This is a genomic window from Thalassospira tepidiphila MCCC 1A03514 (genome assembly GCF_001662875.1).
Lineage (GTDB): Bacteria > Pseudomonadota > Alphaproteobacteria > Rhodospirillales > Thalassospiraceae > Thalassospira > Thalassospira tepidiphila.
This window is the reverse complement of sequence record NZ_JPVZ01000002.1, coordinates 389884-412999: the sequence shown is the minus strand read 5'-3', so window position 1 is coordinate 412999 and position 23116 is coordinate 389884. Positions and strand designations below refer to the sequence as shown.

Annotated in this window: 21 protein-coding genes; 13 read left to right on the top strand and 8 right to left on the bottom strand. The window is 55.4% G+C overall.

The features are described from left to right. Positions 1-11 precede the first annotated feature (11 nt). From TH4_RS05950 to TH4_RS05935, 4 genes are read left to right on the top strand one after another with little or no spacing between them, the layout of a single operon-like run. Positions 12-1415, top strand: coding sequence for a circularly permuted type 2 ATP-grasp protein (locus tag TH4_RS05950; protein ID WP_008888897.1), 1404 nt, complete (start codon positions 12-14; stop codon positions 1413-1415). A 17-nt stretch (positions 1416-1432) separates the two neighbouring features. Then, complete coding sequence (locus TH4_RS05945; RefSeq protein ID WP_008888896.1) at positions 1433-2380, top strand: alpha-E domain-containing protein; 948 nt, start codon at positions 1433-1435, stop codon at positions 2378-2380. A gap of 1 nt (position 2381) precedes the next feature. Further along, positions 2382-3200: a transglutaminase family protein gene (locus TH4_RS05940; protein WP_064780293.1), complete on the top strand. Its 819-nt coding sequence runs from the start codon at positions 2382-2384 to the stop codon at positions 3198-3200. Positions 3201-3215: 15 nt separating this feature from the next. Beyond that, positions 3216-3965, top strand: a complete 750-nt coding sequence (locus TH4_RS05935) for a proteasome-type protease (protein ID WP_008888894.1) — start codon at positions 3216-3218, stop codon at positions 3963-3965. Positions 3966-4037: 72 nt separating this feature from the next. On the opposite strand, the gene TH4_RS05930 is transcribed toward TH4_RS05935, so the two are convergent. Continuing rightward, positions 4038-6524, bottom strand: coding sequence for a plasma-membrane proton-efflux P-type ATPase (locus TH4_RS05930; protein WP_245227757.1), 2487 nt, complete (start codon positions 6522-6524; stop codon positions 4038-4040). A 128-nt stretch (positions 6525-6652) separates the two neighbouring features. On the opposite strand from TH4_RS05930, the gene TH4_RS05925 reads away from it, so the two are divergent. After that, on the top strand, positions 6653-7306 hold the full coding sequence (locus tag TH4_RS05925; protein ID WP_064780291.1) for a GntR family transcriptional regulator: 654 nt from the start codon (positions 6653-6655) through the stop codon (positions 7304-7306). A 563-nt stretch (positions 7307-7869) separates the two neighbouring features. On the opposite strand, the gene TH4_RS05920 is transcribed toward TH4_RS05925, so the two are convergent. Both TH4_RS05920 and TH4_RS05915 read right to left on the bottom strand, forming a co-directional pair. Next, positions 7870-8439: a CHAP domain-containing protein gene (locus TH4_RS05920; protein WP_063086066.1), complete on the bottom strand. Its 570-nt coding sequence runs from the start codon at positions 8437-8439 to the stop codon at positions 7870-7872. A 60-nt stretch (positions 8440-8499) separates the two neighbouring features. Next, the gene (locus TH4_RS05915; protein WP_245227755.1) at positions 8500-9750 is read right to left on the bottom strand and encodes an MFS transporter; all 1251 of its coding nucleotides are present in this window, start codon (positions 9748-9750) and stop codon (positions 8500-8502) included. Between the two features lie 367 nt (positions 9751-10117). Here TH4_RS05915 and TH4_RS05910 point away from each other — a divergent pair, with 367 nt between their 5' ends. The 3 genes from TH4_RS05910 (at position 10118) to TH4_RS05900 (ending at position 13638) form a co-directional block, all read left to right on the top strand. Next, positions 10118-12469 carry an alpha/beta fold hydrolase gene (locus tag TH4_RS05910; RefSeq protein ID WP_064780288.1) on the top strand — a complete coding sequence of 784 codons (2352 nt, stop codon included), beginning with the start codon at positions 10118-10120 and terminating at the stop codon, positions 12467-12469. 66 nt (positions 12470-12535) lie between these two features. Then, positions 12536-13144, top strand: a complete 609-nt coding sequence (locus tag TH4_RS05905; protein ID WP_245227753.1) for a GntR family transcriptional regulator — start codon at positions 12536-12538, stop codon at positions 13142-13144. A 17-nt stretch (positions 13145-13161) separates the two neighbouring features. Continuing rightward, complete coding sequence (locus TH4_RS05900) at positions 13162-13638, top strand: OsmC family protein (protein ID WP_064780286.1); 477 nt, start codon at positions 13162-13164, stop codon at positions 13636-13638. 5 nt (positions 13639-13643) lie between these two features. Here the strand turns inward: TH4_RS05900 and TH4_RS05895 are convergent, their stop codons facing one another. Further along, entirely contained in the window at positions 13644-14438 is a 795-nt protein-coding gene (locus tag TH4_RS05895) for a class I SAM-dependent methyltransferase (protein ID WP_064780285.1), read from the bottom strand. 178 nt (positions 14439-14616) lie between these two features. Between TH4_RS05895 and TH4_RS05890 the strand changes: the two genes are divergently transcribed. The 5 genes from TH4_RS05890 to eutC all read left to right on the top strand — a co-directional run bounded on the left by TH4_RS05890 (position 14617) and on the right by eutC (position 19960). Beyond that, complete coding sequence (locus tag TH4_RS05890; RefSeq protein WP_008888885.1) at positions 14617-15747, top strand: ABC transporter substrate-binding protein; 1131 nt, start codon at positions 14617-14619, stop codon at positions 15745-15747. After that, positions 15747-16808 (top strand): FecCD family ABC transporter permease, encoded by a 1062-nt coding sequence (locus TH4_RS05885; RefSeq protein ID WP_064780284.1) that lies wholly within the window; start codon positions 15747-15749, stop codon positions 16806-16808. The genes TH4_RS05890 and TH4_RS05885 overlap by 1 nt, the downstream gene beginning before the upstream one ends. Continuing rightward, a complete protein-coding gene (locus TH4_RS05880; RefSeq protein ID WP_008888883.1) occupies positions 16802-17626 on the top strand; it encodes an ABC transporter ATP-binding protein in 825 nt (274 codons plus the stop codon). The genes TH4_RS05885 and TH4_RS05880 overlap by 7 nt, the downstream gene beginning before the upstream one ends. A gap of 168 nt (positions 17627-17794) precedes the next feature. Continuing rightward, entirely contained in the window at positions 17795-19186 is a 1392-nt protein-coding gene (locus TH4_RS05875; RefSeq protein ID WP_064780283.1) for an ethanolamine ammonia-lyase subunit EutB, read from the top strand. After that, positions 19187-19960 carry an ethanolamine ammonia-lyase subunit EutC gene (gene eutC, locus TH4_RS05870; protein ID WP_064780282.1) on the top strand — a complete coding sequence of 258 codons (774 nt, stop codon included), beginning with the start codon at positions 19187-19189 and terminating at the stop codon, positions 19958-19960. A gap of 38 nt (positions 19961-19998) precedes the next feature. Here eutC and TH4_RS05865 read toward each other — a convergent pair whose 3' ends face one another. The 4 genes from TH4_RS05865 to TH4_RS05850 form a co-directional block, all read right to left on the bottom strand. Next, positions 19999-20283, bottom strand: coding sequence for a YciI family protein (locus TH4_RS05865; RefSeq protein ID WP_062957147.1), 285 nt, complete (start codon positions 20281-20283; stop codon positions 19999-20001). A 95-nt stretch (positions 20284-20378) separates the two neighbouring features. Further along, positions 20379-20813 carry a rubrerythrin family protein gene (locus TH4_RS05860; protein ID WP_064780281.1) on the bottom strand — a complete coding sequence of 145 codons (435 nt, stop codon included), beginning with the start codon at positions 20811-20813 and terminating at the stop codon, positions 20379-20381. Positions 20814-21030: 217 nt separating this feature from the next. Continuing rightward, positions 21031-21471, bottom strand: coding sequence for an iron response transcriptional regulator IrrA (gene irrA / locus TH4_RS05855; RefSeq protein ID WP_063086087.1), 441 nt, complete (start codon positions 21469-21471; stop codon positions 21031-21033). Between the two features lie 189 nt (positions 21472-21660). Continuing rightward, positions 21661-23055 carry an NAD(P)H-dependent flavin oxidoreductase gene (locus TH4_RS05850; protein WP_008888877.1) on the bottom strand — a complete coding sequence of 465 codons (1395 nt, stop codon included), beginning with the start codon at positions 23053-23055 and terminating at the stop codon, positions 21661-21663. Positions 23056-23116: the final 61 nt, after the last annotated feature.

The following is a 23116-nucleotide window of genomic DNA, read 5'->3' as shown; positions in this document are numbered from 1 at the left end:
GGGGAGAATGCATGTTCAACGAGATGAGTGTTGACGACCAAATTCGCGAACCTTATCGCGCCTTGGTTGACTGGATGGAAGCAAGCGGCCCCGAGGTTCTCGAACAAAAGCGCCTTGAAGCTGAAACGCTGTTCCGCAAAATCGGCATTACATTTGCTGTTTACGGCGAGGGCGGAGATCCCGAGCGGCTTATTCCCTTTGATCTGATTCCCCGTATCTTTACATCACAGGAATGGCGCAAACTTGATCGTGGCGTCAAACAGCGTGCCCGGGCCCTGAACGCGTTTCTTTATGACGTTTACCATAATGCCGAAATCATCAAGGCCGGTATCGTCCCGGCCGATCTGGTGTTTCGCAACGATGCGTTCGAACCGGCCGTAATCGGCATTGATCCACCGCGCAATGTCTATAGCCACATTGTCGGTGTCGATATCGTGCGCACCGGTCCTGACGATTTTTATGTTCTCGAAGACAACTGCCGCACGCCATCTGGCGTGTCCTACATGCTTGAGAACCGCGAAATCATGATGCGCATGTTCCCCGATCTGTTCAAAAGCCTTCGGATTGAGCCGGTCGAAAGCTATCCGGACATGTTGCTGAAAACGCTTAAAAGCATCGCACCGCGCAAATGCGACCGCGACCCCAATATCGTCGTCCTGACGCCGGGTGCAATGAACAGTGCCTATTATGAACATTCCTTCCTTGCCGATCAGATGGGTGTCGAACTGGTCGAAGGTCAGGATTTGTTTGTTCATGAAGACCGGGTCTTTATGCGCACCACACGCGGGCCGGCCCAGGTTGATGTGATTTATCGCCGCATTGATGACGCCTATATCGATCCGCTGTGCTTCAGACCGGACTCGGTTCTGGGCATTCCGGGGCTTATGAATGTCTATCGGTCCGGCGGGGTGGCAATCTGTTCGGCACCGGGTGCCGGTGTTGCTGATGACAAGGCGGTTTATACCTATGTGCCGGATATGATCCGTTTCTATCTTGGGCAGGAGCCGATCCTTAATAACGTACCTACATGGAAATGCGGCAAGCCGGATGATCTGAAATACGTTCTCGAACATCTGGGTGAGCTGGTGGTCAAGGAAGTCCACGGGTCAGGTGGCTATGGCATGCTGGTCGGTCCGGCATCGACCAAGGAAGAACAGGCGGCCTACGCCAAACGGATCGAAGCCGATCCCGGTGATTTCATCGCCCAACCGACCCTGTCGCTTTCAGCCTGCCCGACCTTCGTTGAAAGCGGCGTTGCGCCGCGTCATGTCGATTTCCGGCCCTTCTGCCTTGTTGGAGATGATGTGCGCCTGACACCGGGCGGTTTGACCCGTGTGGCGCTGCGGGAAGGCTCACTTGTCGTGAACTCGTCGCAGGGCGGCGGGGTCAAGGACACCTGGATCATGAGCGATTAAAAGGAAAGGGTTGAGAGATGCTTAGTCGTACCGCCGAAAACCTTTTCTGGTTGTCGAGATATGTTGAGAGGGCCGAAAACATGGCCCGCCTGATGGAAATGGGCTATCGCATGGCCCTGATGCCGGCCGCGGCAAGCGGTAACCGGTCGGAATGGGAATCGGTCCTTTCTGCATCCGGATGTGCCGCGGGATATGATCCCGATGCGCCGCTACGCCAGGAAGAGGTCGCCAATTTCCTGATCTTTAACCGCGACAACCACTCATCGATCATCAATTGCTTTGAGTATGCGCGCGCCAATGCACGCGCCATGCGTACCGCCATTACCGCAGAAATGTGGGAGGCGCTGAATAATGCCCTGATGGAACTGCGGCGCCCGTCGATGCACAATCTGGCGAAGAACGAGTTGCCGGAATTCATCGACTGGGTCAAAAAACAGGGCGCGCTATTCAGGGGGGCCACCGATTCCACGATTTTGCGCAATGACGGTTATGACTTTATCCGTCTTGGCACCTTTATCGAACGCGCGGACAACACCGCACGGCTTCTGGACGTCAAATATTATGTCCTTCTGCCGGAAACCAGCATGGTCGGCGATGGTGTCGATAACTATCAATGGACAACGGTTTTGCGTGCGGCATCGTCGCTCCGCGCGTTCCACTGGGTCTATCGTGATGATTATTCACCACATCGCATCGCGCATTTCCTGATCCTTAATCCCTTCAGTCCGCGATCACTTGCGCATTGTTCCGAACAGATTACCCAGCATCTTGAAAGGCTTGCCCGCCACTATGGTCAACGCCACAGCGTTCATCGCCAAGCGGTCGAGATGTATTCATTGCTGACGCAAAGTGACATGGACGAGATCTTCTCAGGCGGGTTGCACGAATTCCTGACCGACTTCCAGGGACGCAACCGTATCCTGTCGCTTGCCATTGCTGACGCATATCATTTCGGGGGGCAGTAAGATGCGCTTGACCGTGGAACACAAGACCCATTACCGCTATGAGTATCCAGCCTATCACGCCGTGCAGAGCCTCAAACTGACGCCTGCCGAATTCGAAGGCCAAAAGATCCTGAGATGGTCGATCACAGCCGAAGGCTGTAACATCGGTGCGGAATTTACCGATGGCAACGGTGATATCATCAGCACCCTGACGTCAAACGGTCCGGTCGAGGCGATTGAAATCGTCGTCACCGGCGAGGTCGAAACCACTGATACCGCAGGCGTTTTGCGCGGCCACAAGGAACGCGCCTTTCCGGCCGTATTCCTGCGCACGACGCCCATGACCAAATCCAGTGCCGCCATTCGCAAGCTTGCCGACAAGGTCGCAAAGAAAAACAAAGACGGCACGGTGTTGGAACTTGCGCACGGTCTTGCCGCGGCGGTCGCCGATGCCATTGAATATGCGCCGGGTACAACCCATGTGCACACAACGGCTGCCGATGCGATTGCTGATGGTAAAGGTGTTTGCCAGGATCATGCCCACGTTCTGATCTCGGCGGCACGCCATCTTGGCATTCCGGCCCGCTATGTATCGGGATATCTGTTTGCCGATCATGAAGGCAAACCGCATGAGGCATCCCATGCATGGGCGGAGTTGCATCTGCCAGAGTTCGGCTGGGTCGGGTTTGATCCGGCCAACAAGTGCTGTCCGACGGATAGTTATATCCGGCTTGGATCAGGACTTGATGGTCAGGTCGCCACCCCGATCCGGGGCGTACATACTGGTGGCGGAAACGAAGATTTGGATGTAACAGTCGTCATTGCGCAGTCACAACAATAGTCGGACTACAAAAAGATGACCTACTGTGTCGGGTTGATGCTGAACGAAGGGTTGGTTTTCCTTTCGGACACGCGGACCAATGCGGGCCTTGATAACATTTCACGTTATCGCAAAATGTTCACCTGGGAAGTCCCCGGGGAACGCGCGATTGTCGCACTTTCAGCCGGAAACCTTGCCATTACCCAAGCGGTGATGAGCACCTTGCACGAGGCCATCGACGATCCCGAAACCGAGCCGGGCAACTGCATCCTGAGCGCACCAAGCATGTTCCGCGTCGCCGAACTGGTTGGCGAAGCCATGCAGAAGGTACAGCTGAAATACCACGACACTCTTGAACAGCATCATGAAAGCAGCGCTGCCTCGATCATGATTGGCGGTCAGCGCAAGGGCGGCGACCAACGTCTGTTTCTGGTCTATGCCGCGGGTAATTTCATCGAAGCCACATCCGATACGCCATACCTTCAGATTGGCGAACACAAATACGGCAAGCCGATCCTTGATCGTGTGATCACGCCCGATACGCCGATCCAGGACGGGGTCAAAGCGGTATTGCTGTCGATGGATTCAACGCTGCGCTCCAACCTGTCAGTTGGTATGCCGCTTGATCTGGCTGTTTTGCCTGATGATGCTTGCAAATTTTCTGAGATCCGCCGTATCGAGGCCGAAGACAGGGGCTTCCGCGCACTATCTGACGCTTGGTCGAATGCGCTTCGCGATGCCTTTGCCGATATGCCCGACGAACATTGCGATATCGCCGCAGAATAAGCACGATAAACACCAACACCCAAAGCCGGGCCGAATAAATGGTCCGGCTTTTTGTTTACTGATGCCGTGATCTTATCGGTGGCGATGAAGCGATCCTTCAACCCGGGCCAGATGGCTGTGATGACTGTGATGGCGGTGGGTTAAAAGCCGATAGACCCAAACCTTGATGCAGCCCGCCACCACAAACCAGCACAGCGCATATCCCCAAACCACCAGCGCGTGATACCAGCCAATCGGTGGCACAAACCAGCCATAAATAGCCGCCAGCGTGCCAATGATCTGGGTGATCTCGGTTGCCAGAAACAGCTTCATGCTGGGATAGGGTTTCTGCCAGAAGAACCCTTTGTGCCGGGTCAGATAAATCGTCAGATGCCCCGCCACCAGAAGTTTGAGGAACACCAGTGTCTGGACTTCTTCCGGTGGCAAATGCAGCCAGGTTTCCGACACCCAAAGCAAGGCAAAGGATGATGTCACCCCGATAGCCCCCAACAGGGATGCCATGGTGAGCGTATTGCCCATATTCCATCGCACCGGGTGTTCGGCAACCTCGGCATTGTCGTAAGCAATCATCATGATCGGGAAGTCATTGAGCAACGCCAGCAACACGATCATCACCGCCGTAACCGGATAGAAATCAAACACCAGAATTGAAATCGTCATGAACAACAAAACCCGGATCGTCTCGGAAATCCGGAAAGTGGCGTAGCTGCCCATGCGTTCGAAAATACGCCGTGATTCTTCAATTGCGCTGGTAATCACCGAAATGCCCGGCGCAGTCAGAACAAGATCGGCCGCCGCACGCGCCGCATCGGTGGCATTTGAAACCGCAATGCCAATATCGGCCTGTTTCAGGGCCGGGGCATCATTCACCCCGTCGCCGGTCATGCCAACAATATGGCCGCGATCCTGAAACTGGCGAACAATCGCGTATTTATGTTCAGGAAAGACGCGTGCAAAACCATCTGCCTGCTCGATCATTACCTGATCAAGTGCCTGATTGTTGCGATCAAACACCGCATCGGCGGGCAGGATGTTTTGTCCCAATCCAAGCTGGCCGGCGACTTCTCGGCCAATCGCCTCGTGATCGCCGGTGATCATCCGGATATCAACACCCTTGTTGCGCAGTTCCGCAATGGTTGATGCCGCGTCTTCACGCGGCGGATCAAACAGCGGCAGCAACCCCAGAAACTGCCAATTGCCGTCTTGGTCAGTTCGGGCAACACCAAGCGCACGGTATCCGTGCTCTGCCATGGTTTTGATCGCATCCATCACCGCACGGTAAGCCGCGACACTTTCGATATCCGATATCTCGTCCTCACACAGCAAAGCCAGAACCGCCTGCGGCGCCCCCTTGGCAACCATGATGGTCTGGCCATCATGCGCAACATCCGCCTCGGCCCGTTTGCGTATCGGATCAAACTGCCGGAAACTGGTGATATCGTAGCCATCAAGCTTTGCGCGATTGCCAAGGATCGCAAAGACCGCGCTATCAATCGGGTCGTGGCTGTCGGCCTCTGATGCCAGTGCGGCAGTACGGATCAGATCGCTTTCATCCTTGGCATCAATCAGGACCGGGGTTCCGACGGTTAAATGGTTTTGCGTCAAAGTCCCGGTCTTGTCAGAACACAGGATATCCATCCCGGCCAGTTCCTCGATTGAGACGAGCCTTGATACAATCGCCTTCATCCGCGCCAGTTTTTCGGCCCCGACCGCCAGTGTCACCGAAAGAACAGCTGGCAAGGCCACCGGAATCGCCGCCACCGCCAGGATCAAGGCAAACAGCAAGGTTTCCATCAACGGATCACCACGATGCAGGGCCACGGTCATGATCAACGCAATCAGGCCCAGCGTGATCAGGATCAGGAAATTGCCAATACGCAGAACCGCGCGCTGAAAATGCGATTGTTTGCCGGCACCTTTGACCAGACTTGCCGTCCGGCCAAGATAGGTCGCCATGCCGGTCGCCGTGACCATTGCGGTCATCTGCCCCTGACGCGCGATGGCGCCGGAAAAGACCTCGTCCCCGATTTTCTTATCAATCGCCAGCGACTCACCGGTCAGCGCCGACTGATCAACCCGCAAATAGTCGCCCGCCAACAGTTTGGCATCGGCGGGAATGATATCGCCAAGCTTGATGCGGATAATGTCACCCGGCACCAGTTCACGGGCCGGAAGATCCGACCAAGCACCATCGCGCAACACGCGTGCATCCGGCGCAAGGCGCTGTTTGAGCGCAGCAATGGCGTTGTCCGCCTTGAATTCCTGCCAGAAGCCGACTCCGGCATTGAGCAAAAGCATCACGATGATAATCGCAAAGTCCGACCAATGCTGAACCACAGCCGAAAGGATGGCGGCAACTTCGATCATCCACGGGATCGGCCCCCAAAAGAACGATAGAAGCTTTTTAAGCGCGCTGGTTTGATCATCCTTCAGGCGATTTTCGCCGAACTTCTCAGTCCGCCGGCCTACCTCGTCCTGTCCAAGCCCGGTTTTCGGATCTGTCTCAAGCAGGGACGGGTCAATCTGGGGGTTATCGCGTTTGGCAGTCTGTTCCATCATGATGACACCCTCTGTGCCGCTATTGGCAATGTGGGGAACTGCAATGTTTCTAGAGTATATTGCAGCGCATAACATTGTTGCACATCAATCAGGTCGACAAATCAGGTGTCACAAATTATCTATAAAACATGGCAAAGAGCACCACAGACACCACGGTCGCGGGTCGCATTACCCGGGCGCTGGCGGAACGGATCGTTTCGGGCGAATTCGCACCGGGCATGAAACTGCGTCAGGACCACTTTGCCGAGGAATTTGGCGCAAGTCACGTTCCGGTGCGTGAAGCGTTTCGTCGGCTGGAGGCGCAAGGCCTTGCGGTCAGTGAACCAAGGCGTGGTGTCCGGGTTGCCAGCTTTGATGTTGCCGAGGTACGCGAAGTCGCCGAAATGCGGGCGTCCCTCGAAGTTCTGGCACTTCGCCAAGCTGCCCCGCATTTGACACCTGAAATCCTTGATGTGGCAGAGGCCCATAACCGCGCAGGCGAAAATGCCACTGATGTCCATGGCTGGGAACAGGCCAACAGGGCGTTTCACCGTGTCATCCTGGAACCTTGCGGCATGCCGCGCTTGCTTGCGACGATTGATGATCTGCATGCCGCCAGTGCACGATTTTTATTTTCGGGCTTTCGCATGGAATGGGAAGCCCCGACCGATCAGGACCACCGCGCGATCCTTGCCGCGCTCAGAAGCAATCAGATTGATGTTGCTGCCGCCACCCTTGCGCGGCATGTGAAATGGATCGGCAATAAATCCGGCAAAACAGTACGCCCGCACACCCCTGCCTGACGACACTTCCCCGAGATCAAATTTTCTCCGTGCCTACCTGGTTTCCGGCCCCAAAGGGACGGAACGACGCGCGAATGCGCCGATTCAGGACGACACGCACAGAAGATGCTCGTCACGGCCATCCCTATCGTGCTCACGCCAAAATTTTATAGATAATATTTATTGTTTAAAATCAAATTATTAGATTATATGGACGTAGATTCAGTGATAAATCGCACCTTCCCGTCGATTTTGCAGTTGATTTCGGCACTCGATCCCGGCGTAATTATCATAGAGAACGTCATTTTATAGATAATTTGGATTCAAGGCGTGCCAGAAGGGATCAGTGATTGCCTGCCATGCTGGTAATCAGTATCGAAACGGATGCTCGAAATCGCCTCGCACCGTGATCCTGTTCTGCCAGAAAGGCGTTTTCGGCAAGCCTTGTAGGGTTCAACCCCCGAACCCGTGCCGCCCGCACGGGTTTAATTGGCGAAGCTCTCTATCCGTGGGGGCTTCGCCACTTTTCTTTCGTGATGTCGGGAGAGTTTTTGGCGCCAGCGGCGCGCCGAAGGTGCATTGGCTTAGTTCGCCTCGGCAGTCTCGCGCGGCTGATAGATAAAGCCGTGGGCTGGATACATGCTGCCGAATGTGCCAAGCGTGTTCATCATCCGCACTTCGGACCAGTCATTGTTGGGGGATACATCAACAACCGGCTGGCGATAATGCACCTTGCCACGGGTGCGCGAATCGCTGCCCCAATTGGCATGGTTTACAAGGATCTTGCGGCTATCAAGGATGGCTGAAACCACGGCTACGTGGCCCAGTTTCAGGCGCGATGTCTTGCGAAGCGCAAGAACGGCACCGATTTGCGGGCGGTTACCGCGCTGGAAGTTCTTCTGCCCGGCCTGCGCCCACCATGTCCAGGCATCGCCATAAATCTCGATACCGGATACTTCGCGGGCATAGGGCACGCATTGCAGGAACTTGTTGGTCGGGGCGAAACTGTTCAGGCGTGAGGACGGCAGATTGACACTGGCAAGGGTCTGGACGGTGTCACTTGGCATCGGGCCGGACGCACGTGGTGCCGAATTACCAGTGCTAAAACACGCCGAAAGCAACAAACACAGTCCGACAATACCAAGCAAACGCATCTGGAAATCCCCGATCCTCTCACAATGAGCCACCATAGGTCGGCAGGCCTTAACAATCCTTTACCGCAATGCACCCGAACGCGCCAGCGCCCCGATGCGATAAAGCCGCCAAAGCCCGACACAGGCCGCACACAGGATCAAAACGCCAGAACCACGCGCCGTATATTGAATATCACCGGCCTCGGAAATCGCGCCAAGAAGCGTCCCGCCCAGCGCCATGCCACCAAAACTGGTCGCACTCCAGAAACTCATCACCCGACCCCGCAAGCGATTATCAACCGTCAGCTGCAAGGCCGTTTGTGATCCCACCCCAACAAGGGTTAAACCACCGCCCGTCAGGGCGACCAACGGCACGGCAAGCTCGTACCACGGCGCAAAACCAAGGCCGGTCATGCCGACGGCGGCGGCAAACGCCCCAAGGATAGTCACCCTTTGATACGCAATGGCATCTGATGAAATCCGCGACAGGATAAAGGTCGATGTCACCGCCCCGATTCCCGCACTTGATGCCAGCATGCCAAGGCCCGTGACCCCGCGATCGTAAACAGCCTCGGCAAAAACCGGCATCAGTTCAACCATGCCGGTCGCGACCAGCGAGACAAAGCAGGACAGCGCCAGAACCGATCGAATCATCGGGTGATTGAGCGCATAATTTGACCCGTCGACAAGCGATGTCCAGATACGGCGGCTTTTGGCATCGGGCGCGCGTTCCATGTGAATGGTCACCACCGAAATGACAAACACCATCGGAAGATAACTGATCGCATTGATCATAAAGGCCGCCCCTGTGCCCCAGGTGGCAATCACCACCCCACCAACCGCAGGCCCGACCAGACGTGAGATATTGAAATTCATCGCCGCATATGCGACCGCGCGGTTCATGAAGGCACGCGGCACAATCACCGGCACCAGCGACAGACGAATGGGCGTCATCGCACTGCCAAGAATTCCCATCGATCCGGCAAGTGCCACCATCCACGGCAACGTCATCATGTCAGCATAGGACAGCCCCATCAAAAGGAACGATACCGCAGCCTGCCCAAGATTAAGCAGCATGGCCGTACGCCGCAAATCGACCCGATCGGCCATCACGCCGAAAATTGGCCCAAGGAAAAAGGCCGGGGCAAAATTAAGCGCGGCAATCACCCCGGTCCAGAGGGCCGATCCGGTCAAAGACCATGCCAGCCAAGACATGGCGATTTTCTGGATCCACAATCCTTGCGTCGTGATGCATTGCCCAACAAGAAACAGCACGAAATTCCGATCGGAAAAAATCGATCTTTGTCCGCCATCCTGATCAGAGGTGAGCACAGAATCAGGATTGTTTTGGTCCGAGCCTTTGGATGGATCTGGGGCAGGGTCGGGAACGGGCACAAGGCCTCCAATCATGGGTGGGCGATCACAAACCGGGGTTGCGGTCATCATATTGGTGGCAGAGGATATGACCGGCCCGGATTTGATGGAAACCAGCGGGCAGACTAGCACGCCGATCTTTCATTATACGAAAGACCTGCCGTTCTGACACCAATTCGTGACAAATCGAAGATTGCACGCCTTCCAAAACCGGGGATTGCAACACATATCTATCTTAACCGACACCTTATAAAAAACTGATAAAATCGTCCAAGAAACCAACGCTTTATACTGGGTTAGACCTCCGGCCGGGATATTTCCACGCATGGTTCAGACATTCCGCGATATCGAACGTGAAAAGTTCGCCATCAATCCGAAGACCTGCGAATGGACCCTTCGCGCGATGACGGCTTTGCGGGCCAATATCGACATCAATATCAAGATGCACGGCCCGCGCGACCATTTGTCGCAGGGCGACATTTTCATGTTCAATCACTTCGCCCGGTTTGAAACCTTTATCCCGCAATACCTGATCGCGCTCGAAACCGGGGTCTATTGCCGGTCGATCGCATCGGGCGAGTTTTTTGTCCAGGACAATACCTTTTCACGCTATCTCCGGGCGCTTGGCGGGGTTCCCAATAACTATGAACGCCTGTTGCCGTTTCTGGCCGAGGAAGTCCTGCGTGGCGGCAAGGTCGTTGTCTTTCCCGAGGGCGGCATGGTCAAGGATCGCCGGGTTCTGACCGACATACGGCCACATCCCAAACGCCCTGATTACAGCGTCTATTCCAGATCGGCAGATACCAGACGCGCCCACCATACCGGTGCGGCGTTGCTTGGGCTTTGCATTGATGGCTTCAAGATCGGCTTATCAACCCTGATTGATCGGGGTAAAACCGACGAACTCAACCGTTGGGCCGACCTTCTGGAACGCAGTGAAGATGACCTTCGCACAAGCCTTGCAAAGCCCACCTTGATGTTTCCGGCCAACATTACCTTCCATCCGCTGCGCGTTGATCAGAACCTTTTGGCACGCGCAGCTGACATGTTTACCGGCGGGCTCAGCCCCAAAATGGCCGAGGAAATGATCATCGAAGGCAACCTGATGTTCAAGAAGACCGATATGGACATCCGGTTGGGCGATCCGGTCAATCCGCGCGATCAGTTTAATTGGCTGGACCGCAGGCTGCTTGCCAAGCGGGTTGAGCAGGCCAGTTGCATTGATGATCTGTTCAAGCCGGCCAAGACCCTTGAAAAGATCACCGAACGCGTCCCGCAATTTGCCATCACCCGGCATATCAAGCCGCTGCGCGATCATTGTATGTCGGTGATGTATTCCAATCTGACGATCAATGTCAGCCACCTGGCATCGCGCCTGATCATGATGTGGCTTGAGGATGGCGTAACCGAAGTTGATATAAGCCATTTCGACAGAACACTTTACCTGGCGATCAAGAACATCCAGCAGGCCGAAAACGTCCATTTGCATCGCGGCATGCGCAATCCGGCGGACTATGTCGGTATCTTTGAGCTCAATTGTCCGCAAATCCGGTTCTTCATCGACAGTGCGGTTCAGCTTGGCCTGATTGAACGTCGCGATCAGAAATACTGTTTTCTGCCAAAATTACAGGCGGAGGCGACGTTTGATCAGATCCGCATGGACAACCCGATCATGGTCTATGCCAACGAAATGGCCCCGATCCATGCCGCGTGGCAGGCCCTTGAACGCGCGCGGATCGAGGTCGACCACCTGAGCCCGACCGATATTGCCCATCGCCGTTTTGATGATGAAATTCTGGCTTGGCAGTGGAACCACACCAAGTTCCAGAAACCGAAATATGACGCAATCAACGCCCAGGAAACCGCAACGGCTGACAGCCGCCCCTATTTGCTACTGCCCAACGGACAAAAGCAGTTTACCTGTGGCGTGTTGCTTGTGCATGGCTTTTTGGCATCCCCGGCGGAGCTTCGCGAACTGGGCGAAAAATTTGCTGCCATGGGCCACGCGGTGATGGGGGTTCGTCTTGCCGGGCATGGTACATCCCCCCATGAGTTGCAAAAACGCAAATGGACCGATTGGCTGGCATCGGTCCGGCGCGGCTATGAAATCCTGGCCCCGTTTTGCGATCAGGTGATCATTGTCGGATTTTCAACCGGCGGGGCGCTATCAGTCATTCATGCCGCTGATCATCCTGAAAAATTGCGGGCACTTGTCCTTGCCGGAACGCCTCTTAAATTCCGCAATCGCAATTTGATGTTTGTGCCACTGCTTTATGGTGCGAACAAACTGATGGGATGGATGCCATCCGCGCAGGAACTGCTCAGTTTCCGGCCCAACGAGTCCGAGCATCCCGAGATCAATTATCGCAACATTCCGATCGGCGGACTGCATCAATTGCGCCAAACCGTGGCCGAGATGCAGCGGCGCCTGCCGGACCTCGATTGCCCAACACTGATCCTGCAAGGTGACGGCGACAAGGTCGTCGATCCGGCCAGTGCGACCATGATCCGGCGTCTGGCAACCAATGCCGGCGACATTGATGTCCAGATGCTGAAATCTGATCGTCACGGCATTGTTAACGAAGACATCGACGGCGCGCATGACCGGATTATCGCCTTTGTGCAAAGCCACTGCGATCTGCAGGACACTCAAACAGAAGCCATCCCCGCAGAGTGATACTGCGCTCTAGTTTTTCTTGACGAAAAATCTGACGCATCATAGTTTGGATCCATGGATACAAACTTGATCACAACGACACTTCGCGAAGAGATCGAAGCTGGCAGCTTGCCCCCCGGTACGGTGCTTAAGCAGGAAAATCTCGCCGCGCGCTTTGGCGTAAGTCGCCAGCCGATTCGCCACGCCCTTGAACGGCTTCACGAATCCGGTTTGCTCGAAAAACGCCCGGATAGAAGTCTTGCCGTCACTGGCCTGCGCAGCAAAGACGTGCAGGAGCTTTGTCAGATTCGCATTTCGCTTGAGGTCAGTGCACTTGAGCTGTCTGCACCTAACCTGAGCCCATCAGCACTGCGTAAGGCGCGTCGCCTGAACGAAGATCTGTTTGAAGAAGAAGATCCCGACATGCTGGCAGCGCTTGATCAGGAATTCCACGCGACCCTGTATGGCGCATGCGGCAATCAAAGGTTGCTGTCGATGATCGATGGATTTCGTCGAGAGGCCAAACGTGCCTACGCCCTGCAGCCCAAGGGGTCACGACCGCGAAGCGCGTTCTATGAAGAACATCAAAATATCCTCGCCGCGCTTGAGACCGGGGAGATTGCGACCGCGCGCAAGGTTTTGACCACCCATATCGGCGTCACCGCCGGAACCCTGATCCCGATTGATAGGTCCTGAAGACCAAGGAGCCCACCATGAGCAGTTTTGGCGCAGAAGTGATCTGGAAGCGCAAGGAAAGCGAGGTTTTCACCGATCGCCGATACTCGCGTGGTCATGTCTGGCGCTTTGATGGCGGGGTCGAAGTCCCTGCATCCTCATCCCCTCATGTGGTGCCCGTGCCATATTCGTTAGCAGAAAATGTCGACCCGGAAGAAGCCTTTGTCGCAGCCCTTTCAAGCTGCCACATGCTGTTTTTCCTGCATTTCGCATCCGATGCAGGGCTTTTGATTGATGCCTATTTCGATGACGCCACCGGCATCATGGAAACGGTCGATGGCAAGACCATGATCACCAAGGTCACCTTGAAGCCGAAGGTCACCTATGGTGGCACCGCACCAGATGTTGCGCTTGAGGATGAGCTGCATCACCGCGCCCACGAAGCTTGTTTTTTGGCCAATTCGGTCAAGACCGAAGTCGTGACCGAGCCGGTCCGCCAAACCCAAGTTTTGTAAACAGCCTAAGCTTCCAACGGTTTCTGCGCGCAGATGGCATAGCGATGCTGTGCACCGCGCTCCAAGCCCTTGGCGAAGCTGATGTGTTTTTTCTGCGCGCTGTGAATGCGTTTCAGATCGAAATCCACCGCAATCGGATCGAACCCGGTTTGGCGCAGCATTGCCTCAACTGCATCTGCCCGTGCCCCGTTTGAAAAATGCACGCGGGCCAGAATATCTTGATGGGTCTGCATCTGTGGAATTGTCTCGACCGGTTTTCTCAAACCAAGGGTTTCAAGGAACCCCGCCATCGCCTTGTTGAATTTCGTCGCCCAGGTCGGGGAGACAAAATCACCATCAACCACCAAAAGCTTCCCACCGGGTTTAAGAACCCTAAACCATTCAGCAAACGCCGCAGCCGGATCAACAAGCGTCCAGACAAGATGACGAGTGACGATCACGTCGTAGCTGTTGTCTGCTTCAAGCGTGTTTTCCGCATCACCAAGCAGAAAAGTGATTTTTGATCCGCGCTGCCTTGATTTGGCGCGCGCCTTTTCAAGCATCGCTTCGGACCAGTCCATGCCGGTCACGTTAAATCCAAGATCATGCATCAGATGGCTGATAACCCCGGTGCCACTTGCCAGATCAAGCGCCTTGCGCCCGTCGCCCTTGCCGAAATGACGTTCAAACAAGGTATGCCACGCGCTGCGTTCGGCTTCTGAGAAAATCTCGTGGCCGGGCTGCTCGTCAAATGTGGCTGCACGCATTGACCAATATTCCTTGATCTCTTCGCGCAGGTTGAAGTTGCTGGCCTGATTCATGGTCTTGATGCTCTCTTGGCGGAATACCCGGATTTATGCGGGCTAGTTAAATCTCACAGCGATAATTGCGCAATCACTAAAAACAAATGATTTGCATTATCATTGCGAAAAAGATTGATTTTCATTCTTAATAACTGATAAATCGCTCGACAGGCAATCCTAATCTGAGGGAACGGGAATGAAATTTTTGGGTGTATTTGCTGCTCTGACCATGCTGGTCACGGGCACCGCACAGGCAGCAGAATCGGTCACGGTGACCGACGTTACCGGACGTGAAGTTACAGTCGAAGTACCAGTTCAGAAGGTCATTCTGGGTGAAGGCCGCCTGATCTATGGTCTGGCGACGCTCGACAGTGAAGACCCGTTCCAGCGTGTTGTTGGCTGGCGCGATGATCTGAAAAAGGCTGATCCGCAGACCTACGACATCTACGCTGCGAAATACCCGCGCATTGACGACATTCCGACCTTCGGCGGCATTAAGGACGGCACGTTCGACATCGAACAGGCCATTTCGGTTAATCCGGACGTCGTTATCATGAACCTTGAAGCCAAGGCTGCGACCGAAGACGGCGGTTTTGACGAAAAACTGGCTGCTGTTGGCATTCCGCTGGTTTATATCGACTTCCGCGAAGCGCCGATGAAAAACACCGACACCAGCATGAAGATCCTTGGCCAACTGACCGGCAAGGAAGATCGTGCGGCCGAATTCATCAAATTCCGTTCTGACAGCATCAAGAACGTGACCGATCGCATTGCCAAGGCAAATCCGGAAAAACCGCAGGTCTTCATTGAACGTGCTGCTGGTTATTCCGATGAATGCTGCATGTCGTTTGGCAATGAGAACTTCGGCACGATGGTCGAAATGGCTGGCGGCGTGAACATCGCAGCATCCATCATTCCGGGCACCTTTGGCACGATCAACCCGGAACAGGTTGTGGCCTCCAACCCCGATCAGTTCGTTGGTACCGGTGCCAGCTGGGAAGCCTATTCTCCGGGCGGTGCATGGGTCGGTCTTGGCCCGGATGCCGATATGGTTGAAGCACGCCGCAAACTGGTTGGCTTGATGGAACGCCCGGCCTTCACCGGCATCAAGGCGGTCGAAAACGGCGAAATTCACGCTGTCTGGCACCAGTTCTATAACAGTCCGTACCAGTTCGTAGTGATCGAACAGATGGCAAAATGGTTCCACCCGGACCTGTTTGCCGATATCGATCCGGAAGCAACCTTCAAGGAACTGCACGAACGCTTCCTGCCGCTGGATTACCAGCCGGGCTACTTCATCTCGATCAGCGATACAGCCACAAACTAATGACGACCAACCAACTCAGTATCGAAGCCGGGAGCGTGCATTACAAGGCACGCTCCCTGCGTCGTTTCATGCTCCTGCTTGCAATGGCGGGCGCATTGTTTCTTTCATTTGCCATCGATCTGGCAACGGGCCCGGCGAACTATCCTTTATCCGACGTGATCGCCACCCTGCTTGATCCTTCGTCGGCGACTGATCAGTTGCGCGTGGTGATCTGGGATATCCGCATGCCGGTCGCCCTCATGGCGTTGACCGTGGGCGCGGCGCTGTCGACCGCTGGCGCACAGATGCAGACCATCCTTGCCAATCCGCTGGCAAGCCCGTTTACGTTGGGCATCTCGGCGGCGGCCGGGTTTGGCGCGGCACTGGCGCTTGTACTGGGGGTCGCCCTTCTACCGGCCTTTGTGGAATTCATCATTCCGCTCAATGCTTTCATCATGGCGATGGGCACGGCCCTGATCATTCATTTCTTCAGCCGCATGCGTGGCGTAACGGTTGAAACCATCGTGTTGCTTGGCATTGCGCTGGTCTTTACCTTCAATGCGCTTCTGGCCCTTTTGCAGTATCTGGCAAGTGAACAGGCCCTTGCGGCTGTTGTCTTCTGGACCATGGGGTCACTGGTCAAGGCGACCTGGACCAAGGTGGCTGTGACCGCCATTGCCGTCGTTGTCGCCATTCCGCTGTTTGCCCGTCAGGCATGGGCACTGACCGCCCTTCGTCTGGGCGATTCCAAGGCGGAAAGCTTTGGGGTGAATGTGCAGGGGCTTCGCCTGCGCACCATGCTGATTGTCAGCCTTCTGGCTGCCATTCCGGTTTCCTTTGTCGGCACCATCGGCTTCATCGGACTTGTCGGGCCACATATTGCCCGCATGCTGGTGGGTGAAGATCAACGCTTCTTCCTGCCGGCATCGATCCTGTGCGGTGCCCTGATCCTGTCGGCAACGTCCGTGTTGTCAAAGCTGCTGATCCCGGGCGCCATCCTGCCCATCGGGGTGATTACCGCCCTTGTCGGTGTACCCTTCTTCTTCTCGCTGATTTTCGCAAGTCGGAGGAAATCATGGTAACGCTGCGTCTCGAAAATATCGGAACCCGTTATGGCAAGGTGCAGGTGGTATCTGATGTTACCACCCCGACCATCCAGCCAGGCACCGTAACTGCCGTCATCGGCCCGAATGCAGCCGGCAAATCCAGCCTGTTTCGCCGCGTGGCCGGCCTTGCAAAGGGCGATGGTATTGTTGACCTCGGATCACACCGCAAGGAACGCAATACGATTTGTTATATGCCCCAGGATACCGGCTCAACCGCGGTGTTGTCGGTCTATGAATCGATCATTCTGGCTGCCAAGCAGGGATCTAGCCTGCGCGTGCGGGCAGATGAATTGGCACGGATTGACGATATTCTGGCCGCCCTTCGTATTGGCGATCTCGCGGCGCGTAACTTGGGCGAGCTAAGCGGCGGGCAACGCCAGTTAGTCGCGATTGCCCAAACGTTGGTGCGTGATCCGAAAATCCTTTTGATGGATGAACCGACATCAGCCCTTGATCTGCATCGCCAGATGGAAGTCCTGTCCTTTATGCGCGATGTCGCCAAGGGCCAGAACATCATCGTCCTGATCGCCATTCACGACCTCAACCACGCCCTGCAATATTGTGATCAGGCCATGGCCATCCGCAATGGCAAGATGGTCGCATTCGGTCCGTGTTCTGATGTCATCGATAGCGACCTTCTGCGCGATGTGTATCAGGTTGATGGGCATGTCGAACTCAATTCGCTTGGCCATCCGCATATCGTCCTGCGCGGGCCAAGCGATGAAACCAACAGTCGGCACAATACGGCCACGGCGCGCAAGACCCTGACGGAGGTCGCACAGGCTGCACAATAGAAAGGCGCACCTTTCCCTGTGATTAAAAACTTTGCATTTGAAGCATTTTCTGGTTCCATGGACAAATGATGATCATGCATCGCAACAGCGTCATGTTTGGCGCTGTTTTCCTTTGCGGACAGGGGCAAAAACTCCTGGCGATGTCTTTCATGCTTCAGGAGGCAGAACTTGCAGACCGGCGCGCCATTCAGTTTTGAACGCTTTACCTTTTCCGACCTGAAAACCCTGTTGGCAAAGGCAAGCCCGCTTCGGTCAGGCGATTTGCTGGCGGGGCTGGCGGCAAGCTCGGATGAAGAACGGGTGGCGGCGCGCTTTGCGCTGGCCGATGTACCGCTCAAACGGTTTCTGAGCGAGGCACTGGTCCCCTACGAGGATGACGACGTCACGCGCATGATCATTGATGATCATGATCCAGATGCCTTTACACCGGTTTCCTCGATGACGGTCGGTGATTTTCGTAACTGGCTTCTGACCGATGAAGCCACCCCCGAAGCACTTAAACATCTGGCCCCCGGCCTGACGCCCGAAATGGTCGCGGCGGTATCAAAACTGATGCGCAATCAGGATCTGATCGCGGTTGCCAAAAAATGCCATGTGGTGACGGCCTTTCGCAATACGATCGGGCTGCCCGGTCATCTTTCGGTACGCCTGCAGCCCAACCATCCCACTGATGATCCTGCCGGTGTTGCGGCCTCGATCCTTGATGGTTTGATGCATGGCAGCGGCGATGCGGTGATTGGCATCAACCCGGCGACTGACAGCCCCGAAGCCATGATTGAGCTTCTAAAACTCATCGACGAGGTCCGCGAACGTATTGATATCCCGACCCAGTCGTGCGTTTTGGCCCATGTCACCACGGCAATTGATGTGATGGCGCGCAATGCCCCGGTCGATCTGGTGTTCCAGTCGATTGCCGGAACACAAAAGGCCAATGAAAGCTTTGGCATAAATTTGGCCATGCTGGCCGAGGCCGAAGACGCCGCCAAGGGGCTTAAGCGCGGCACGGTCGGCCACAATGTGATGTATTTTGAAACCGGGCAGGGTGCTGCGCTTTCGGCCGATGCCCATGAATGCATTGATCAGCAAACTGTCGAGGCGCGTGCCTATGCAGTGGCGCGCAAATATTCTCCGCTTCTGGTCAATACGGTGGTCGGCTTTATCGGCCCGGAATATCTGTTTGATGGCAAACAGATCACGCGTGCCGGACTTGAGGACCATTTTTGTGGCAAGTTGCTTGGCGTGCCGATGGGTTGTGATGTTTGCTATACCAACCATGCCGAGGCCGATCAGGATGACATGGACAATCTGCTGACCCTGCTCGGCGTTGCTGGTTGTAACTTCGTCATCGGCGTCCCCGGTGCGGATGACATCATGCTCAATTACCAAAGCACAAGCTTCCATGATGCGATGTATCTGCGCTCGGTGCTGGGTCTGCAACCGGCCCCGGAATTCGCCGCCTGGCTGCGCAAGATGGAAATCCTTGATCAGCATGGCCGTACCCGCCCGCAACTTGACGGGCAGGCAGCGCAAAACCTTTTGGCATGGTCGGGGGCCGCTTAAATGAGCAATCTGACCAACAAGAAAATCCCGAGCGGCCTTGATCCCTGGAATACGCTTCGTGCCCATACAGATGCCCGCATCGGCCTTGGCCGGGTCGGTGACGGGTTGCCGACCGAACGGCTGCTTGAATTCCAGATGGCGCATGCACGCGCCCGGGATTCGGTGCATATGGCGTTTGAACCCAACTCCGTGCGCAATCAGCTTGATGGGCTGGATCACGCAATCCTTGATGTCCATTCCGCCGCACCGGATCGCCCGACCTATTTGCAGCGACCCGATCTTGGCCGATCACTGGACGAAGACTCTGTTGCAGCACTTGGCAAGCATGCCGGGGACTATGACGTTGCCTTCATTCTGGCCGATGGTCTTTCAGCCCGCGCCACTCATGACCATGCAGCCAATACATTAAAGCTGATCCTTGATCACTTGGGGGAAAGCTGGACGGTCGCCCCGATCACACTGGCCACCCAGTCACGTGTTGGACTGGGTGATGAAATCGGTGCAGCACTGGGGGCGAAGCTGACCGTGATGCTGATCGGCGAACGCCCGGGGCTTTCGAGCGCGGATTCGCTTGGCTGCTATCTGACCTGGGGGCCAAGGCGCGGGCGCTCAAACGCCGATCGCAATTGCGTTTCCAACATCCGTCCGGCGGGACTAAACCCGGAAAAGGCTGCGAAAAAGATCGCTTATCTGATGGTTGAATCGCGCAAGATGGGTCTGTCGGGTGTGGCGCTTAAGGACAACTCATCCAACCCGGAACTGATTGAAGGCTAGGCACGCGGGGCGCGCAGGCAGCCCTTTGTTTGCCCTCATCAGCCCTGAAGGGCCTCAAGACCGTCTGCCACCATCACCGGATCAAATTCGGTGATATGGTAATCGGCCAGATCATGTTGATGGAACGGATCGCGGGTCAGTTCATCTTCCAGTGCGGCCCGATCCCCCTTGGCAAGGATAACCCCGCCATCGCGCGGCACCTTGCGCCCGGATGCCAGAAACATACCCTTGGCATAGGCCTGCTTTAGCCACGCGATATGGTCTTCGATATGCGCATCGACCTGTTCAAGCGGAACCTTGTAGTTCAGCGAGACAACAAACATTGCTGATTTTCCCTGTTAGATTCGAAGGGTTGGGGTTGCGCACAATCCGGCGTTTCGTCGCTGATCACAAATCACATTTTGGCGATCAAGCAGCTTTATACACCGTCCGTTTTGCTCCCCATCCGGGTAAGAAGACGTTCGATACGATCTGCATGGGCGGCTTCCACGCGGGCCAGGCTTTCAAACCATGCAGCGATATCTTCCAAGCCCTCTTCGCGCGCGATGCGGGCCATTTCGGGATAAGCCGTTTCAGCCTCGTCCTTTTCCTGCGCGACAGCCGCTTCAAGGTTCAGGCGGGTGGTGCCCAGTTCTTTGCCAGTCAACGGATCGCCCGCCGTTTCAAGAAATTCCAGATGGCCGAATGCATGGCCGGTTTCGGCCTCGGCCGCGGTGCGAAACAGCTCGGCTGCATCGGTGTAGCCTTCGATGTCGGCCTGCTGGGCAAAGTAAAGATAACGACGATTGGTTTGTGCCTCGGCGGCAAAGGCCGCGCGCAGGTTTGCCTCGGTACGTGTTCCCTTAAGCGCCATGTGCGCTGTTCCTTGTTATTGTTCGCCCAATACAGCGTTGTTGTATGAGCCAAAGTCGCAAAAATTAAGGCGGCAAAACCAAGTGGTCTTGCCGCCCTTTATGTGTCGTGAAATCCGCCACCGTCAAGCAGAGCAGGGGCAATTGCACTGATCAGGTGTCAGATTTCATCTGCCTGTCACCTGCGCAAGACTGCGCAAATAACGGCTGCGCGATGTCTTAGGCTGCGTCCTTCGCCGCCTGGTTGCGACGCAGTCGGAATACCAGATCAACCGATGCCAGTTCCGTGCCGTTGGGCATGTTCGGAATGTTGGCGATCTTGACGTCACCTGCCGGAATGTCAGACAGCATGCCGTCTTCTTCACAATAGAAATGGTAATGCGGTTCGGTGTTGGTGTCGAAATAGGACCGACCCGAATCAATCACGATTTCATTGAGAAGGCGCGCATCGGTGAACTGGTGCAGCGTGTTGTAAACCGTTGCCAGCGATACCTTGATATTGTTGCTCATGGCTTCGGAATGCAGCTGTTCTGCTGTGACATGACGGTGGCCGTCATCAAACAGCAAACGTGCCAGTGCCAGACGCTGGCGCGTCGGACGCAGATTGGCATCCTTGAGCCGGTTAAGCGCGTTGGTATATGGACGCGATGTATGTCCCATAGCTTTGCCCCTTTGTCGTGGTCGGGCCAAAATCATAATGGCCCTAATGAATGCTGGGGACAGACTAAAGAACCCGGACGCGTTGTTCTTTGATTTTGATCAACTATAATCGCGTGATGAAATACTGTGAAAAACAAACAAAAAGGGCCGGTAAAAACCGGCCCTTTTTTATTTGGTCTGATGTCAGGATCAGTCGCCCGTCATGATGCGGTCGACCAGTTCCTTCACAGTCGGAATATTGCCGTTGGCGTAGAACGGGTCTTCGCCAAACTTGTAGGCATTGTGACCGGCAAACATCAGTTCATTTTCAACTTTGGCGCCGTGGGCAATGCTCTGGAGCGTCTTCTGGATACAGAAGGAACGCGGGTCAGCACGTTTGCCAGTGGTGCCTTCATGCTGTTCCCAGTTGGAGAACTGGCACTGTGACAGGCAACCCATGCAGTCGATCTGGTCTTTCTTGATCGTCAGTGCGCTTTCCGGGGTAACAAACACCATGGTGTCATCCGGGGTCGGCATGCCTTCGGTATAACCAGCTTCAAGCCAAGCCTTGACCTTGTCGGCATCGTCTTCACGCACATAGATCGGGCGGCCGCGACGGCCCAGCGGAATACCGACATGCAGATCCGCCTCGGCGGTACGCGAATAGCGTACCTGACGGTCAGAACGTTGATGCAGATCTTCGAGGAACGCATTGCGCACAGCCGAGCTATAGAAACCAGTCGGGCTGAATTTATGCAGCGATACGTCACCATTCTTAAGACTGGTCAGGCGCTGTTTCCATTCGTCGGAAATCTCGCTTTCCTGTGTCAGAAGCGGACGAGTCCCGAACTGGAAGGCCACCGGGGCCACTTCGGGGTTGTCGATCCAGTCTTCGAAATCACGCAGGAACCAGACACCGCCTGCCATGATGATCGGAACATCATTCAGGCCAACGGAATTCATGAATTCACGAAGGGCAGCAACACGCGGGAACGGATCCTCGGGCACCAGCGGATCTTCGGAATTCGACAGACCATTATGGCCGCCAGCGCGCCACGGATCTTCGTAAACCACGCCACCCAGCCATTCCGGGGTCTTTTTATAGGCCCGCAGCCACAATGCACGGAAAGCACGGGCTGACGAGACAATCGGATAATAGTGAACGCCGTATTGCGCAGAAATCTGAGCAATCTTGTAGGGCATACCGGCACCACAGGTTACCCCGTGGATCAGGCCTTTGGCTCCTTCAAGAACGCCGTGAAGGATCGGTTCGGCACCGCCCATTTCCCACAATACGTTCATGTGCAGACGGCCTTCGCCGTTCCGCATTTCATGTGCGATCTGTGCTTGTGCAATACCACCACGAATGCCGTAGGCAATCAGTTCCTGATGGCGGTCACTGCGGGTTTTTCCTGCATATTCGATCGGGACCAGATTGCCATTCTCATCATAAGAATCGGCATTCACAGCGGAAAAAGTCCCGATACCACCGGCAGCAGCCCATGCGCCGGAACTTTTACCCGTCGATACAGCAACGCCTTTGCCACCTTCGATAACTGGCAAGACTTCTTTACCCGACATGACGAGCGGTTTAAGGGCTTTCAAATTCGTCTCTCCCATTCGGCCTTTGCCCGCGATGCTATGGCATCGCGCAGAGTGCCGGACG

Excerpts from the sequence above, each read along its gene's own strand:
- TH4_RS05950 (WP_008888897.1), top strand. The coding sequence starts at position 12 with ATGTTCAACGAGATGAGTGTTGACGACCAAATTCGCGAACCTTATCGC.
- TH4_RS05945 (WP_008888896.1), top strand. The coding sequence starts at position 1,433 with ATGCTTAGTCGTACCGCCGAAAACCTTTTCTGGTTGTCGAGATATGTT.
- TH4_RS05940 (WP_064780293.1), top strand. The coding sequence starts at position 2,382 with ATGCGCTTGACCGTGGAACACAAGACCCATTACCGCTATGAGTATCCA.
- TH4_RS05935 (WP_008888894.1), top strand. The coding sequence starts at position 3,216 with ATGACCTACTGTGTCGGGTTGATGCTGAACGAAGGGTTGGTTTTCCTT.
- TH4_RS05930 (WP_245227757.1), bottom strand. The coding sequence starts at position 6,524 with ATGATGGAACAGACTGCCAAACGCGATAACCCCCAGATTGACCCGTCC.
- TH4_RS05925 (WP_064780291.1), top strand. The coding sequence starts at position 6,653 with ATGGCAAAGAGCACCACAGACACCACGGTCGCGGGTCGCATTACCCGG.
- TH4_RS05920 (WP_063086066.1), bottom strand. The coding sequence starts at position 8,439 with ATGCGTTTGCTTGGTATTGTCGGACTGTGTTTGTTGCTTTCGGCGTGT.
- TH4_RS05910 (WP_064780288.1), top strand. The coding sequence starts at position 10,118 with ATGGTTCAGACATTCCGCGATATCGAACGTGAAAAGTTCGCCATCAAT.
- TH4_RS05900 (WP_064780286.1), top strand. The coding sequence starts at position 13,162 with ATGAGCAGTTTTGGCGCAGAAGTGATCTGGAAGCGCAAGGAAAGCGAG.
- TH4_RS05895 (WP_064780285.1), bottom strand. The coding sequence starts at position 14,438 with ATGAATCAGGCCAGCAACTTCAACCTGCGCGAAGAGATCAAGGAATAT.
- TH4_RS05890 (WP_008888885.1), top strand. The coding sequence starts at position 14,617 with ATGAAATTTTTGGGTGTATTTGCTGCTCTGACCATGCTGGTCACGGGC.
- TH4_RS05885 (WP_064780284.1), top strand. The coding sequence starts at position 15,747 with ATGACGACCAACCAACTCAGTATCGAAGCCGGGAGCGTGCATTACAAG.
- TH4_RS05880 (WP_008888883.1), top strand. The coding sequence starts at position 16,802 with ATGGTAACGCTGCGTCTCGAAAATATCGGAACCCGTTATGGCAAGGTG.
- eutC (WP_064780282.1), top strand. The coding sequence starts at position 19,187 with ATGAGCAATCTGACCAACAAGAAAATCCCGAGCGGCCTTGATCCCTGG.
- TH4_RS05865 (WP_062957147.1), bottom strand. The coding sequence starts at position 20,283 with ATGTTTGTTGTCTCGCTGAACTACAAGGTTCCGCTTGAACAGGTCGAT.
- TH4_RS05860 (WP_064780281.1), bottom strand. The coding sequence starts at position 20,813 with ATGGCGCTTAAGGGAACACGTACCGAGGCAAACCTGCGCGCGGCCTTT.
- irrA (WP_063086087.1), bottom strand. The coding sequence starts at position 21,471 with ATGGGACATACATCGCGTCCATATACCAACGCGCTTAACCGGCTCAAG.